Source organism: Xanthomonas sp. LF06-19 (genome assembly GCF_034105425.1).
Lineage (GTDB): Bacteria > Pseudomonadota > Gammaproteobacteria > Xanthomonadales > Xanthomonadaceae > Xanthomonas_A > Xanthomonas_A sontii.
Map to the genome: position 1 here is coordinate 84,841 of NZ_JAXGGH010000012.1, position 14,420 is coordinate 99,260.

8 protein-coding genes are annotated in these 14,420 nt (G+C 72.3%); 3 read left to right on the plus strand and 5 right to left on the minus strand.

Annotated elements, in window-relative coordinates; genetic code table 11:
* Positions 1-45 precede the first annotated feature (45 nt).
* Positions 46-3,051, minus strand: a complete 3,006-nt coding sequence (locus SLW55_RS19410; RefSeq protein ID WP_320745572.1) for a two-component regulator propeller domain-containing protein — start codon at positions 3,049-3,051, stop codon at positions 46-48.
* 195 nt (positions 3,052-3,246) lie between these two features.
* Complete coding sequence (locus SLW55_RS19415) at positions 3,247-4,629, minus strand: L-serine ammonia-lyase (protein ID WP_017913648.1); 1,383 nt, start codon at positions 4,627-4,629, stop codon at positions 3,247-3,249.
* Positions 4,630-4,715: 86 nt separating this feature from the next.
* Between SLW55_RS19415 and SLW55_RS19420 the strand changes: the two genes are divergently transcribed.
* On the plus strand, positions 4,716-4,955 hold the full coding sequence (locus SLW55_RS19420; protein WP_017913647.1) for a glutaredoxin family protein: 240 nt from the start codon (positions 4,716-4,718) through the stop codon (positions 4,953-4,955).
* Positions 4,956-5,032: 77 nt separating this feature from the next.
* On the opposite strand, the gene SLW55_RS19425 is transcribed toward SLW55_RS19420, so the two are convergent.
* Genes SLW55_RS19425 through SLW55_RS19435 form a run of 3 tightly spaced genes read right to left on the minus strand, consistent with a single transcriptional unit; the run spans position 5,033 to position 6,846 of the window.
* Entirely contained in the window at positions 5,033-5,602 is a 570-nt protein-coding gene (locus SLW55_RS19425) for a YceI family protein (protein ID WP_320745573.1), read from the minus strand.
* 12 nt (positions 5,603-5,614) lie between these two features.
* Entirely contained in the window at positions 5,615-6,181 is a 567-nt protein-coding gene (locus tag SLW55_RS19430; protein ID WP_320745574.1) for a cytochrome b, read from the minus strand.
* Positions 6,178-6,846: a YceI family protein gene (locus tag SLW55_RS19435; protein ID WP_320745575.1), complete on the minus strand. Its 669-nt coding sequence runs from the start codon at positions 6,844-6,846 to the stop codon at positions 6,178-6,180. Before SLW55_RS19435 ends, SLW55_RS19430 begins: the two co-directional genes overlap by 4 nt.
* Positions 6,847-7,077: 231 nt before the next feature.
* Here SLW55_RS19435 and SLW55_RS19440 point away from each other — a divergent pair, with 231 nt between their 5' ends.
* Positions 7,078-10,644: an ATP-binding protein gene (locus SLW55_RS19440; RefSeq protein WP_320745576.1), complete on the plus strand. Its 3,567-nt coding sequence runs from the start codon at positions 7,078-7,080 to the stop codon at positions 10,642-10,644.
* 68 nt (positions 10,645-10,712) lie between these two features.
* Complete coding sequence (locus SLW55_RS19445; RefSeq protein ID WP_320745577.1) at positions 10,713-14,315, plus strand: ATP-binding protein; 3,603 nt, start codon at positions 10,713-10,715, stop codon at positions 14,313-14,315.
* The last annotated feature ends 105 nt before the right edge of the window (positions 14,316-14,420 follow it).

A 14,420-nucleotide genomic window follows, 5' to 3' on the forward strand; every position in this document is an offset into this window, starting at 1 on the left:
GGACCACGACCTTAGCCCGGCCTGCGCTTGCCAGGCGTCAACGCGTTACACGGGCGGCAGGCTGCCGCCGTTGTGCACCAGGGTCAGGCAGGCGTGGTGCTGCATCCGCGCGAGCGGTTCCTGCAGCGCGGCCAGCACCTGTTCGGCCTGCGCACCGAGCACCGGCCGGTACGCCGCCCAGCCGTTGCGGCCCTTGGCCTTGGCCTGGTACAGCGCACGGTCCGCCAGTACCAGCAGTTGTTCCCAGCCGAGCAGGTTGTCCGGGTCGTGCACGAACGGGAATTCCGCCAGCCCGATCGAGCAGGTGACCCGGCCCTGGCGGCCGTGGTCGAGCACGAAGGGGTGCGCGGCGACCGAGCGGCACAGCCGTTCGGCGGCCATGGTGAGGTTCTCGCGCGGCGCCGAACGCAGCACCAGCAGGAACTCCTCGCCGCCCCAGCGCACCACGTAGTCGCTTTCGCGGGTCAGCCGCACCAGCAACTGCGCCATCTGCTGCAGCACCGCGTCGCCGGTGTGGTGGCCGCCGCTGTCGTTGATCGACTTGAAGTGGTCGATGTCGATCAGCGCGAACAGCATGCCCGAGGACAGCATGTCCTCGTCGTTGGCGGCCATGCGCCGGTACAGCGCGATGTCGCTGGGGATGTGCAGCGACAGGTAGCGGCGGTTGCGCAACTGGGTCAGTTCGTCGGTGAAGCTGGCCTCCTGCAGGCGCTGGTTGGCCGCCTGCAGCGCCTGGGTGCGCTCGCGCACCTGGCGTTCGAGGATGTCGCGCTGGCGCCGGTTGTGCAGCCGCGCCAGGGCCACCGCGCACAGCAGCAGGGCGAACGCGCCCAGCGTCAGCAGCAGCCTGTAGAACGGGGTTTCCTGGAAGCGCAGCGCGATCCGCAGCGGCAGCCGCGCCGGCGCGGCCGCCCACACGCCGGCGTTGTTGCTGCCGGTGACTTCGAAGACGTAGTCGCCGCCGGGCAGGTTGGTGTAGCTGACCGCGCGCTGGCGGATGTCGTCGAGGGTGCGCCAGCCGCGGTCGTAGCCGAGCAGGCGGTAGCGCAGCTCGACGTTCTGCGGCGCCTGGAACGAGGCGGCGGTGAACTCGAAGTCGAGGTCGCGCGCGCCTTCCGGCAGCGGTGCGGGCAGCGCCTGCGGTGTCAGCCATTGGCCCAGCGCACGCACCCGCTCCACCACCGGCTGCGGCGCCACCGGATTCTTGACGATGCCGGCGGTGTCGAGCGCGACCACGCCGTCGCGGCTGGGCAGCCACAGCGCGCCGTGCTCGATGAAGCCCTTGCCGTTGCCGGCGCCGTTGCAGCACATGCCCTGCACGCCGCCATGGCGCTGCGCGCGCTCGGTGAGCATCAGTTCGGCGTTCAGCGGCGCCTGTGGCGACGCCGCATGGCGCAGCAGGTCGGCCAGGCGCACGCGGTAGACCCCGCGCAGTCCGGCCACCCAGATCGCGCCGCGGCCGTCGTCGGCGATGAAGAACGCGGCGTTCACCGGCAGCCCATCCTGTTCCCCGAACGCGTACCAGTGCGCGCCGTCGAACAGCCACAACTGCTCGTTGAGGGTGCCGACCAGCCATTGCCCGCCGGGCAGCTCGTGGATCGCGGTGACGTCGGCGCTGGCCAGCGCCGAGCCCGGCGGCGCCAGCGCGACCAGGCGCTCGCCGCGCAGCGCGTACAGGCCCGACTGCGCGCCGATCAACAGGCGCCCGTCGCGGGTCTCGTGGATCAGCCGCACGCGCGGATCGCGCAGGCCCTCGGCCGTGCCGTAGCGGCGCAGCCGCGTGCCGTCGGCGCGGAACAGGCCGTCGGTGCTGGCGAACCACAGCCGCTGCGCGCGATCGCGGACGATCCCGCTGATCTGCAGGTCGCGCAGCGGCGCCAGCCAGTCCGGCTGGCTGAGCCGGCCGTCGCGGTACAGGGCGGCGCCATGGCGGGTGCCGATCCACAGCTGGCCGGGTTCGGTCAGTAAGGTATAGGGCGCCTCGTTGTGCAACTGCGCCAGGCTCAGGCGCGGTTGGTAGCGGCCATCGCGCAGCTGCGACAGGCCGCTGTCGGTGCCGACCCACAGCGATCCGTCCGGATCGCGCGCCAGGGTCCACACCAGCGCGTCGTCCAGCCCTTCGTGGGTGCTGTAGCGCCGGGTCCAGCCGTTCCACAGCCGGGTGGCGCCGTTCCAGCTGCTGCCCAGCCACAGGTTGCGCTCGCGGTCCTCGAAGATCGCGTTGACGCCGACGTTCGGCTTGTTTTCCGGGGTGCGTTCAACGATGGCGCCATCGCGCACGCGCAGCAGCGCGCCGGGCTGTCCCACCCACAGGTTGCGGTCGCTGTCCTCGAACAGGGCCTGCACCGCGCGCCGGCTGGTCCCGATCGGGTCGGGCAGCCATTGCCAGCGCCCGTCGCGGCGCAACAGCAGTCCGTCGCGGGTGCCGGCCCATAGCGTGCCTTGCGCCTCCAGCAGGTGCTGCACCGGCGTCGCGCCGGCCTCCTGCGGCAGTGCCAGCGACACCGGCGCGTCCTGGCCGGCGACGAAGCGCAGCACCGCGCCACGCGTGCCCACCCACAGCGCGTCGGCGCGCGGCAGCAGCGTGTAGGCGCCGCCGGCGATGCGGTGGCGCAGCTGCAGGCGATCGCCTTGCACCGCGTAGACGCCATCCTGCGCCGCGACCAGCACGCTGCCGTGTGCGTCGGTCGCGATCGCTTCGATATTGAGCAACGGCGCCTGCGGGTCCTGCGGCAGCAGCGTGGAGAAGCGTCCGTCGCGGTAGCGCGACAGGCCGCGGTAGGTGCCGATCCACAGCGTGCCGGCGGCGTCCGCGTGCAGCGCCTTGATCAGGTTGCCGGGCAGGTGCGCCGGCGCGCCCTCGTTGAACGAGGTCATGCGCACGCCGTCGAAGCGGGTCAGCCCGCCCATCGTGCCGATCCACAGATAGCCCTGGCGGTCCTGGGCGAACGCCTGCACGCTCAGCTGCGGCAGGCCCTGGTCCAGCCCCCAGCCTTCGCGCTCGTAGTGATGGAACTGCTTGTCCGGCTGCAGTGCCCGCGCCTGCGGCACACATGCGCTCCACGCCGTCGAGAGCATGGCCAGCTGTAGCGCCAGCAGGCGCCAGGAGGCGTGTGGAAACCGCAATCGCATGCCCATGCCGGATCGGCCGACGTCTCTGTCGTTAGCGGCAACGCCACGCGGATCTTGATGCGCGCGGCAGCGAGGACGCTGGTGATCACCCGGGCCAGCGTCCATCGGGCTGGCTCAGCACTCGATGACGTTCACCGCCAGCCCGCCGCGGCTGGTTTCCTTGTACTTGTCCTGCATGTCGCGGCCGGTGTCGCGCATGGTGCGGATCACCTTGTCCAGCGACACCTTGTGCTTGCCGTCGCCGCGCATCGCCATGCGGCTGGCGTTGATCGCCTTGACCGCGCCCATCGCGTTGCGCTCGATGCACGGGATCTGCACCAGGCCGCCGATCGGGTCGCAGGTCAGGCCGAGGTTGTGCTCCATGCCGATCTCGGCGGCGTTCTCGATCTGTCCCGGCTTGCCGCCGAGCGCGGCGACCAGGCCGCCGGCGGCCATCGAACAGGCCACGCCGACCTCGCCCTGGCAGCCGACCTCGGCGCCGGAAATGGAGGCGTTTTCCTTGTACAGGATGCCGATCGCCGCGGCGGTGAGCAGGAAGTCGAACACGCGCTGTTCGTCGGCGCCGGGGCAGAAGCGGTCGAAGTAGTGCAGCACCGCCGGGATGATCCCGGCCGCGCCGTTGGTGGGCGCGGTGACCACGCGACCGCCGGCCGCGTTCTCTTCGTTGACCGCCAGCGCGTACAGGTTGACCCAGTCCAGCGTGGTCAGCGGATCGCGCATCGCCGCTTCCGGCTTGGACGACAGTTCGCGGTACAGCGCCGGCGCGCGCCGCGACACGTGCAGGCCGCCGGGCAGGGTGCCTTCCTCGCGGATGCCGCGGGTCACGCAGGCCTGCATCGCGCCCCAGATCTCGCGCAGGCCGGCGCGGATCTCGTCCTCGCTGCGCCAGCACTTCTCATTCTCGAACATCAGCGCGGCGATGCTCAGGCCGCTGCGCGCGGCCTGCGCCAGCAACTCGTCGCCGCTCTTGAACGGGTAGGGCAGCGGCGTCTCGTCGGCGACGATGCGGTCGTCGGCGGCGTCGTCCTGGTTGACCACGAACCCGCCGCCGACCGAGTAGTAGTCGCGCGTGGCGATGACTTCGTCGTTGGCGGCGTAGGCGGTGAAGCGCATGCCGTTGGTGTGGTACGGCAGCTTCTGTCGCTTGTTCATCGCCAGGTCGCGCTTCTCGTCGAAGGCGATCTCGTGCCGGCCGAGCAGGTTGATGCGTTTGCTGCTGCGGATCCGCTCCAGCGCACCGGGGATGATGTCCGGATCGATCAGGTTCGGGCGCTGGCCTTCCAGGCCCAGCAGCACCGCCTTGTCGGTGCCGTGGCCGCGTCCGGTCAGGGCCAGCGAGCCGAACACTTCGGCGCGCAGGCGCACCACGTCCTGCAGGCGGCCCTGGTCGAACAGCCAGCGGTGCACGAAGCGCTCGGCGGCGCGCATCGGCCCCACAGTATGCGAGGAACTCGGCCCGATGCCGATCTTGAACAGGTCGAAGGTGCTGACAGCCATGCGCGTGCCGAGGGGTGGGCGAAAGACCGTCTATTCTATGCTTCCGGCGCGCGGCCCAGGTCCGCAGCGCAGCATAGGACGCGAGCATGTCCCTGACCCTGTACCAGCGCGACGACTGCCATCTGTGCGACCAGGCTCTGCAGGTGCTGGCGCAGGCGCGCGTGGCCGAGCCGGACAGCGTGTTCATCGACGACGACGCGACGCTGGAGGCGCGCTACGGGGTGCGCGTGCCGGTGCTGCGCGCTGCGGACGGGCGCGAGCTGGACTGGCCGTTCGATGTTGCCGGCGTGCGCGCCTGGCTGGCGGCGTCGGCCGAATGCGCGTGAGCCGCGCATAAAAAAAGCGGCGGACCCGACGAGGAAATCCGCCGCTCAGCGGCCGCGCGCCCGCGGCCTGTGGCGAATCACTTCGCCTTGAACACCACCTTGGTGCTGATCGCGGTTTCGTTGGGAATGGTCTTGGTGTCGGCCCAGTCGCCGCCGCCCACGCCGAAGTCCAGGCGCTTGACCGTGGCCTTGCCGGCCAGCACCGGCTGCGCGCCCGGGGTCCAGGTGAAGGTCAGGGTCACCGGCTTGGACACGCCGCGCAGTTCCAGGGTGCCGTCGGCGGCGAACTGATTGTTGCCCAGCGCGCGGAACTTGTCGGCGCGGTAGTGCGCGGTGGCGAACTTGGCCACGTCGAAGAAATCCGCACCCTGCAGGGTGGAGTCGCGGTCGCTGTTGCCGCTCTTGGCGCCGGCCAGGGGGATGGTGACGTCGAGCTTGGCGCCGGCCAGGTTGGCCGGGTCGAAGCTGAGCTTGGTGTCGAACCCGGGGAACTGGCCGGTGAACACTTCGCCGTCGTACTTGCTGGCGAACACCAGGGTGGAGCCGGGGGCCTGCACATAGTCGGCGGCCCGTACCGCGGGGGCGGCGGCGAGCAGGGCCACCAGGCTGGCGGCGACGGCGGCGGGGGACGCGAAACGGGTGGACATCGAAACAGCTCCTCAGGACTTGGGGGTGAGCCAGCCGCGCGGCAACATCCGCGCCAGGGTGGCATCGCGTTGGAACAGGTGGTGGTAGAAGGCGGCGCCGGCATGCGCCAGGACCACCGCGATCAGCAGCCAGAAGCCCCATTCGTGCACCGTGTGCGACAGGTCGCGCAGATGCTCGTTCGGGGCGCTGAGCTTGGGCACGGCGACCAGGCCGAACCAGCGGAACGGGCGCAGGCCGCTGGCCGAGTCGTACAGCCAGCCGGACAGCGGGATGGCGAAGATCATCACGTACAGCAAGGCGTGGGTGGCGTCGGCGATGCGCTCCTGCCAGCCGGGCGTGCCCGGCACCGGCTTGGGCGTACCGGCGTACAGGCGCCAGCCGAGCCGCACGATCACCAGCGCCAGCACGGTCAGGCCCAGCGACTTGTGCGCGGTGTAGACCCAGAAATACTTGGGCGTCTTCGGCAGCTCGCCCATGGTCAGGCCGACCACGCCGAGCAGCAGGATCAGGGCGGCGATCAGCCAGTGCAGGGTCTGGCTGACGCTGCCCCAGCGGTCGGGGGTGTTGCGGGCGCTCATGGCGTGCCGTCCTGCGCATTCGGCGCGGTGGTGGTGTCGGTGGGAGTGGCGGGCGCGGTGCCCGGTGCCGGATCCGGCTCGGCCTTGGCGCCGCCTTCGCGGGTGGCCTCGGCCTCGATGCGCAACTCGACCGTGCCGCCGATCACCGACGGCCAGGCACTGATGCCGAAGTCGGCGCGCTGCAGGGTCGTGGTGGCGGAGAAGCCGGCGGTGCGGCGGAACGGCGGCAGCGGATGGCGCTTGACCGCGTTCAGGGTCACGTCCAGGGTCACCTCGCGGGTGACGCCGTGCAGGGTCAGTTGCCCGATCACCTTGGCGTGCTGCGCGTCGATCGGCTCCACGCGCGTGGAGACGAACTGCGCCTCGGGGTAGCGGTCGCCGTCGAGCAGGTTGTGCGCCAGCGCGGCGCGGTTCCACTTGGCATCGCCCAGGTCCAGCCGCTGCAACGGCACCCGCGCCTGCAGCCGCGCGCTGCGCCAGTCGTCCGGGTCGAACACCAGGGTGCCGGTGCTGCCGGACACGGTGCCCAGCGCCTTGGAGAAGCCGGCGTGCTCGATCGCGAACAGCACCCGCGTGTGTACCGGGTCCAGCGCGTACTGCGCCGGCGCGGCCAGGGCGGCGCCCGGCAAGGCCAGCAGGAGGGCCACGAGAGAGGGTCTGAACATGGAGCGGGGCCGCGCTGGGAGGTCGCCGGATTCTAGTCACAGTCCGGGCCGGCTGCGTACCTGCGGCGCGTAACGGTTCGTTGCGCGCGGTGGCAGGTGTGATTTTTCCGCGGCCGCGGGGTATAAGAACGCTGCCGCGGCGAGCGGCACACGGAGCGGGCGCGCCGCGCGTCCGGCCCCGGCAGTGCGCCGGTGTTCATCCGCCGACGTCCTTTGCCGGAGCCGATGTCCATGCCCATCCCGCATCCCCCACGCCGGTGGCGCTGCTGGGGGCTGGCCTGCCTGTTGGCGCTGGCCGCCGTGTGCGCCGATGCCAGCGCCGGGGTGCCGGAACTGCCGCGCTTCCGGGTGTTCTCCGGCGAGCAGGGGCTGCCGTCCAGCGATATCTCCAGGTTGCAGCTGGACCGCGACGGCTATCTGTGGATCGCCAGCGGCGACGGCCTGGCTCGCTACGACGGGCGCGAGTTCCGGGTCTGGCGCCACGATCCGGCCGATCCAGCCTCGTTGCGCTGCAACTACGTGCAGGACCTGCACATCGACGCGCGCGACCGCATCTGGGTGGCCTGCGAGGGCGGCGGCCTGAGCATGCTTGGCGCGGACCGGCGCGGCTTCCGCCACTTCAACATGGCCACGCAGCCGGCGATGCGCAGCGACGACGTGTTCGCCATCGCCAGCCGCGGCGACGCGGTGTACTTCGGCACCTACCGCGGCGGTCTGTACCGGCTGGGCGGCGACGGCCGCGTGCAGCGCATCCGCGCCGGCGATCCGGCGGTGGACGCGCTGCTCGACAGCGCCGTGCTGACCCTGGCCTTCGACGATGCCGGGGTGCTGTGGGTGGGCACCTTCAAGGGCCTGGTGCGCTACGACGGCCGCCACGCCAGCGCCTACCGCATCGACGACGGCTTGCCGCAGGAGGAGCAGGTGATCATGTCGATCACCCGGCTCAGCGATGGCCTGTGGTTCAGCGGCAACACCGGCCTGTTCCGGCGCGACCGTGCCGGGCGCTGGTTGCGTGCGGACTGGATCGGCGCGCTGCATCGCGCGGCCAGCGCGATCGCCGAGGACGGCGCCGGCGGCTACTGGCTCGGCAACGGCGAAGGCCTGTGGCACAAGCCAGCCGACGGGCCGGCGCGGCGGGTCGACACCGGCGGCGCGGCGGTGTCCGGCGCCAGCGTGGTGGAAACGCTGTTGCGCGATCGCGAGGGCGGCCTGTGGGTGCCGCTGCCGACCCGCGGCCTGGGCTACCTGCGTCCGGACTGGCGCCGCCTGGCGGTGCTGGGCACCGCGCAGGGGCTGCCCGCCGACCAGTACGTCGGCCTGGCGCCGGCGCGCGCCGGCGGCGTGTGGCTACTCGGCGCCGGCGCCAGCGTGTTCCGCCTCGATACCACCAGCGGTGCGCTGAGCGCGCCGCACTGGTCCAACGGCGCGCCCAGCGGACGCACGCTGTCGGTGCTGGACGACCCGCGCGGCGCGTTGTGGATCGGCGGCAGCAGCGTGCTGTTGCGTGGCCCGCTGGACGGCGGCCCCCTGCAGCGCTGGACCCGCGCCGCCGGCGAGGCAGACGCGATCCCGGACGGCACGCTTGCCTGGCTGCAACTGGACGCACGCCAGCGGCTGTGGATCGCCGCGCCGGGCTACGGCGTGCAGGTGCGCGATGGCGACGGCCACGTGCTGCAGAACCTCCCCGGCGGCCAGCACGGCCTGGCCGGCACCGATATCGCGGCATTCGCGATGGCGCCGGACGGCACGCCGTGGGTCGCCGCCGAACAGTTCCAGCACTGGGACGGCGCGGCCGGGCAGTTCCGCACGCCGCCGGAGCTGGCCGGCGAGAAGGTGCAGTCGTTCGCCTTCGCCGACGCGCGCACGCTGTGGGTGCACCGGCTGTCCGGGCTGGAACTGTGGCGGCGCACCGGTGCGCACTGGCAGCGCAGCCAGCGCTACGCGGTGGCCGACGGGCTGCCGGCCACCGAGTCCAGCGCGCTGGTCGCCGATTCGCAGGGGCGCGCCTGGCTGGGCATGCGCCGTGGCCTGTTCCGGGTCGATCCGCGGCGCACGCCGGCGGTGCGCGCGTTCGGCACCCGCGACGGACTCGGCAGCCAGGAACTGGTGCGGCGCGGCCTGCTGATGACCGCCGACGGCGTGCTGGTGGCGGCCGCCGCGGACGGCAGCGTGGCGCTGCTGGACACGCAGCAGCCGGATCCGGTGCCGGTGCCGCTGGCGCTGAGCATGGAGAGCGTGCAGGTGCGGCGCGGCCCACAACTGCTGACGCTGCCGACGCGCGGCGACTTCACCCTGCGCTCGGACGACCGCGACCTGCGCGTGGCGGTGCGGCTGCTGTCCTACATCGATCCGGAACACATCGTCTACCGGTTCCGCCTGCCGGGTTACGACCGCGACTGGGTCAGCACCGGCGCCAGCGGCGAACGCACCCTGCCGCAGCTGCCCGACGGCGCGCAGGTGCTGGAGATCCAGGCGCGCACCCGCAACGGCGTCTGGTCGCCGACGCTGCGCCTGCCGTTCCGGGTGCAGCCGCCGTGGTGGCGCAGCGTCTGGGGCATCGTCGGGTTGCTCGCCGCGGCCGGCCTGCTGCTGCTGATGTCGCTGCGCGCCTACCGGCGCCGCCTGGGCCGCCAGCACGCCTGGGAACTGGCCCTGCACAAGCAGGAACTGGCCGAGCAGGCCTCCCTGGCCAAGACCCGCTTCCTGGCCACGCTCGGCCACGAGGTGCGCACGCCGCTGACCGGGGTGCTGGGCATGAGCGAACTGCTGCTGGCCACGCCGCTGGATCCGAAGCAGCGCGGGTATACCGAGTCGATCCGCCGCGCCGGCACCCACCTGCTGCACCTGGTCAACGATGCGCTGGACCTGGCGCGGATCGAGGCAGGGCGCCTGCGCCTGGAGTCGCAGCCGTTCGCGCTGCAGGCGCTGATCGCCGAAGTGGTCAACCTGATGGCGCCGCTGGCGCAGGCGCGCGGGCTGCGCTTCGATCTGCACGACGGCATGCCCGGCGCGACCACGGTGGAAGGCGATGCGCTGCGGGTGCGGCAGATCCTGCTGAACCTGCTCGGCAACGCGATCAAGTTCACCAGCAGCGGCTCGGTGGCGCTGAAGGTGGCGCCGGGACAGGACGGCCAGGGGTTGTGCATTGAGGTGGCCGATACCGGCCCGGGCATCGGCAGCGAGCAGCAGGCGCGGCTGTTCCAGCGCTTCGAACAGGGCGACGGCCCGCGCACCGCGGTGCGCCAGGGCGGCAGCGGCCTGGGCCTGGCGATCAGCCAGGAACTGGCGATGGCGATGGGCGGGCGCATCCAGGTCGAGAGCCGGCTGGGGCATGGCGCGCGCTTTCGCGTGGGCCTGCCGCTGCGCTGGCGTCCGGCGCAGGAACCGGCGGCGGTCCCGGTGCCGGCACCGCGCGCGCGCACCGCGCTGCGCATCCTGCTGGTCGAGGACGAACCGACCGTGGCGCAGGTGATGGTCGAATTGCTGCGCGGCCGCGGCCACCAGGTGGCCTGGGCCGCGCACGGCCTGGAGGCGCTGACCGAAGCCAGCCAGGGCAGCTTCGACATCGGCCTGCTCGACCTGGACCTGCCGGCGCTCGACGGCCTGGCGCTGGCGCGGCAGTTGCGTGCGCTGGGCCATGGCTTCCCGCTGCTGGCGGTGACCGCGCGCTCCGACGGCGAGGCCGAGGCCGCCGCGCGCGCTGCCGGATTCGCCGGATTCGTGCGCAAGCCGGTCACCGGGCAGATGCTGGAAGGGGCCATCGACGCGGTGCTGGACGGGGCGCCACCGCCGCTCTGAGTCGATGCGGGACGCGGTTGCCAGCGCCGGCGCTTATCGCCGACGATGGCGTCGGTGGCGCGGGACGGATGCCCGTCGGGGAGACAGAGGCGATGCGGTCGAGACGGATCTTGGGATGGCTGCTGCTGGCGTGGTCCGCGGTCGCCGGCGCGGCGGTGCCGCCGACGCCGCAGCCGCGCCAACTGACCGTGGCCGACGGCTTGCCGTCCAACAGCATCAATGGCTTCGCCGAGGACAAGCTCGGCTACCTGTGGCTGGCCAGCAGCGACGGCCTGGCGCGCTTCGACGGACGCGGCTACCGCATCTGGCGGATCGAGGACGGCCTGCACCACAACAAGATCTGGTCGGTGCACGTCGATGCGCAGAACCGGGTCTGGTTCGGGACCGACGGCGCCGGCCTGGGCATGCTCTCGGCCGATCGTCGGCAGTTCCGCTACTACGATCGCAGCACCTACCCGCAGATCGGCTCCACCACCGTGTGGTCCATCGCGTCCACGCCGGACGGCAGCGTCTGGTTCGGGACCTCCGCCGGCGGCCTGCACCAGTTGCAGCCGGACGGCCGCCTGCGCCGCTTCATGCCGATCCCCGGCGACGCGCGCAGCCTGCCTTCGGCCAGCGTCACCCATCTGGCGACCACGCCGGACGGCACCCTGTGGGTGGGCACCCGCGGCGGCCTGGCGCGCTGGACCGGCCACGATTTCCGGCGCGTCGCCGCCGACGCGCTGCCGCGACCTGAGGTGCAGGGGCTGACGCCCGAGCGCGACGATACGCTGTGGGTCTCCACCCTGGGCGGGGTGCGCCTGCTGCGCGCCGACGCCAGCGTGGTGGAGCCGTACTGGCGCAACATGCCCGGCGACAGCGTGCTGGGCATGCTGGTCCACGACCGCCACGGCACGCGCTGGTTCGACACCATGGACGGGCTGGGCCGCGAGAGCGAGTCCGGGGTGATCCGCAACGTGCCGCTGTACAGCAACTCCGCGCACGGACTGGTCAAGCCGAACTGGTCGCTGGCCTTCGAGGATCGCGAGGGCGGCCTGTGGTTCGCCAGCGGCAATGCCGGGCTGTGGCACCTGCCGGCCAACTGGCAGCAGTTCTCGGTGCTGTCCTATCGGGTGGACGACCCGGAGTCGATGGGCAACCCCTACGTGCTGGCCACCGCCGCTTCCCGCGACGGCGGCGTGTGGCTGGCCGGCACGCGTGGCGTGCTGGACAAGCTCGATCCGGCCACCGGCGCCGTGCATCGGCACATGCGCGCGATGTTCGGTCTGGACTGGGCGCGCGCGATCGCCGAAGACCCGCAGGGCCGGCTGTGGGCGGCGGCCGCGGGGGCGGTGCTGCGCTACGACCCGGCCAGCGGCGAGGTCCGGCGCTGGGGCAAGGACGCCGGGGCCGATGCGCCGATGATGGACCAGGTGGATCGGATCGTCTTCAGCAGCGACCGCCACGTCTGGATCTTCAGCGACATCACCGGCGTGCAGGTGCGCGACCTCGATGGCCACGTGCTGCGCACCATGGCGCCGGGAAGCGCCGGCCTGCCTGCGGATCTGACCGTGCAGGAGGCCAGCCTCGGGCCGCAGGGCCAGCCCTGGTTGCTGGGGCAGCACGGCCTGCTCGCCTGGAGCCCGGAGCGCGCGCGGTTCGAAGCGGTGCCCGGTGCACCGCAGCGCCCGCTGAGCGCCCTGGCGATCAGCGACGGCAACGTGGTCTGGCTGGCCAGCGTCGGCTGCCTGGAGCGCTATCTGTGGGACGGCAGCCGGCTGAGCCTGCTCGACCGCATCGACGCCGAACAGGAGTTCCCGGCGCTGGCGCCGAACGGCCTGGTGGTCGATGCCAGCGGCGTGGCCTGGTTGAGCAGCGTGCGCGGGCTGATCCGGGTCGATCCGGCGAGCAAGGCGATCCGCTCCTACGGCGTGCACGATGGCCTGCCCAACCAGGAGTTCCAGATCCGTACCCTGGTGCAGGCGCGCAGCGGGCAGATCCTCGGCGGTACCCCGGACGGCGTGGTGCTGTTCGAGCCGTCGCAGGTGGTGCCGTCGCGGCGGCAGCCGCCGCTGGTGATCGAGCGCATCGGCGTGCGCCGCGGCGAGCGCGGCCTGGACCTGCTGCACGCCGACCGCATCGTGCTGCAGGAAGGCGACCGCGATCTGCACGTGGTCGCGCGCCTGCTGTCGTTCTCCGACACCGACGCCAACACCTACCGCTTCCGCCTCAGCGGCTACGACCCGGATTGGGTCGATGTGGGCGCCAGCGGCGAGCGTCTGTTCTCGCGGCTGCCGTCGGGCCACTACACCCTGGAGATGCAGGCGCGTACCGCCGACAAGGTCTGGTCGAACGTGGTCAGCCTGCACTTCCGCGTCCTGCCGCCGTGGTGGCGCAGCCCCTGGGGCATCGCCGGGCTGGCGGTGCTGGCGGTGCTGGCGCTGTGGTTGCTCGCGTACCTGTACCGGCGGCGGCTGCGCCGGCGCGCCGCCTGGCAGCTGGCGGTGCACAAGCAGGAGGTGGCCGAGCAGGCCTCGCTGGCCAAGACCCGCTTCCTGGCCACGCTCGGCCACGAGGTGCGCACGCCGATGACCGGGGTGCTGGGCATGAGCGAACTGCTGCTGTCCACGCCGCTGGACACCAGGCAGCGCCGCTACACCGAATCGATCCGTGACGCGGGCTCGCACCTGCTGCGCCTGGTCAACGATGCGCTGGACCTGGCGCGGATCGAGGCCGGGCGCCTGGAACTGGAACAGCAGCCGTTCGACCTGGGCCGGCTGATCGCCGAACTGGAGGCGATGATGGGGCCGATGGCGCGCAGCCGCGGGCTGGTGTTCGCCCTGGACAACGCCATGCCGCCGCAGGTCACCGCGCGCGGCGACGCCACGCGGGTGCGGCAGATCCTGCTGAACCTGCTCAACAACGCCATCAAGTTCACCGAGCACGGCAGCGTGCAGTTGCGGGTGGCGCCGCTGCAGCCGCAGCAGGGCGTGCGCTTCGAGGTCGCCGACACCGGGCCGGGCATCAATGCCGAACAGCAGGCGCGATTGTTCCAGCGCTTCGAGCAGGCCGACGGGCCGCGCACCGCCGCACGCTACGGCGGCAGCGGCCTGGGCCTGGCGATCAGCCAGGAACTGGCGGTGGCGATGGGCGGGCGCATCGAACTGCGCAGTCGCCTCGGCGCCGGCACCCGCTTCGTGGTCGACCTGCCGTTGCCGTGGGTGCCCGAGCCGCTGCCGCAGGCGCCACGCGACGCCCGCGCGTCCGCCAGTGCCGCGGCGCCGCGGCGGATCCTGCTGGTCGAAGACGATCCGACCGTGGCCGAAGTGGTCGGCGGCCTGCTGCGCGCACGCGGCCACCACGTCACCCACGCCGCGCACGCGCTGGCCGCGCTGACCGAAGCGGCGGCCAGCACGTTCGACATCGCCCTGCTCGATCTGGACCTGCCCGGCCTGGACGGCCTGGCGCTGGCGCGGCAGTTGCGCGCCTTCGGCTACGGCATGCCGTTGATCGCCGTCACCGCCCGTGCCGACGCCGACGCCGAGCCGCAGGCGCGTGCCGCCGGTTTCAGCGGGTTCCTGCGCAAGCCGGTGACGGGCGAGATGCTGGCCGATGCGGTGGAGGGAAAGCCGGGACCGGGGACCCGGGACCCGGGACCCGGAGAGAGCGACGGCAACGGCGACCGCACGTAGGCGGTGCGTGGTGCGGTTTCGCTACAGAAACGGCTTCGCCCTTACAGCCGAAAGCGCTCCGTTCTAGGCTTTTGCGGGTCCCGGGTCCCGGGTCCCGGGACCCGG

Excerpts from the sequence above, each read along its gene's own strand:
- SLW55_RS19425 (WP_320745573.1), bottom strand. The coding sequence starts at position 5,602 with ATGTCCACCCGTTTCGCGTCCCCCGCCGCCGTCGCCGCCAGCCTGGTG.
- SLW55_RS19420 (WP_017913647.1), top strand. The coding sequence starts at position 4,716 with ATGTCCCTGACCCTGTACCAGCGCGACGACTGCCATCTGTGCGACCAG.
- SLW55_RS19430 (WP_320745574.1), bottom strand. The coding sequence starts at position 6,181 with ATGAGCGCCCGCAACACCCCCGACCGCTGGGGCAGCGTCAGCCAGACC.
- SLW55_RS19440 (WP_320745576.1), top strand. The coding sequence starts at position 7,078 with ATGCCCATCCCGCATCCCCCACGCCGGTGGCGCTGCTGGGGGCTGGCC.
- SLW55_RS19415 (WP_017913648.1), bottom strand. The coding sequence starts at position 4,629 with ATGGCTGTCAGCACCTTCGACCTGTTCAAGATCGGCATCGGGCCGAGT.
- SLW55_RS19445 (WP_320745577.1), top strand. The coding sequence starts at position 10,713 with ATGCCCGTCGGGGAGACAGAGGCGATGCGGTCGAGACGGATCTTGGGA.
- SLW55_RS19435 (WP_320745575.1), bottom strand. The coding sequence starts at position 6,846 with ATGTTCAGACCCTCTCTCGTGGCCCTCCTGCTGGCCTTGCCGGGCGCC.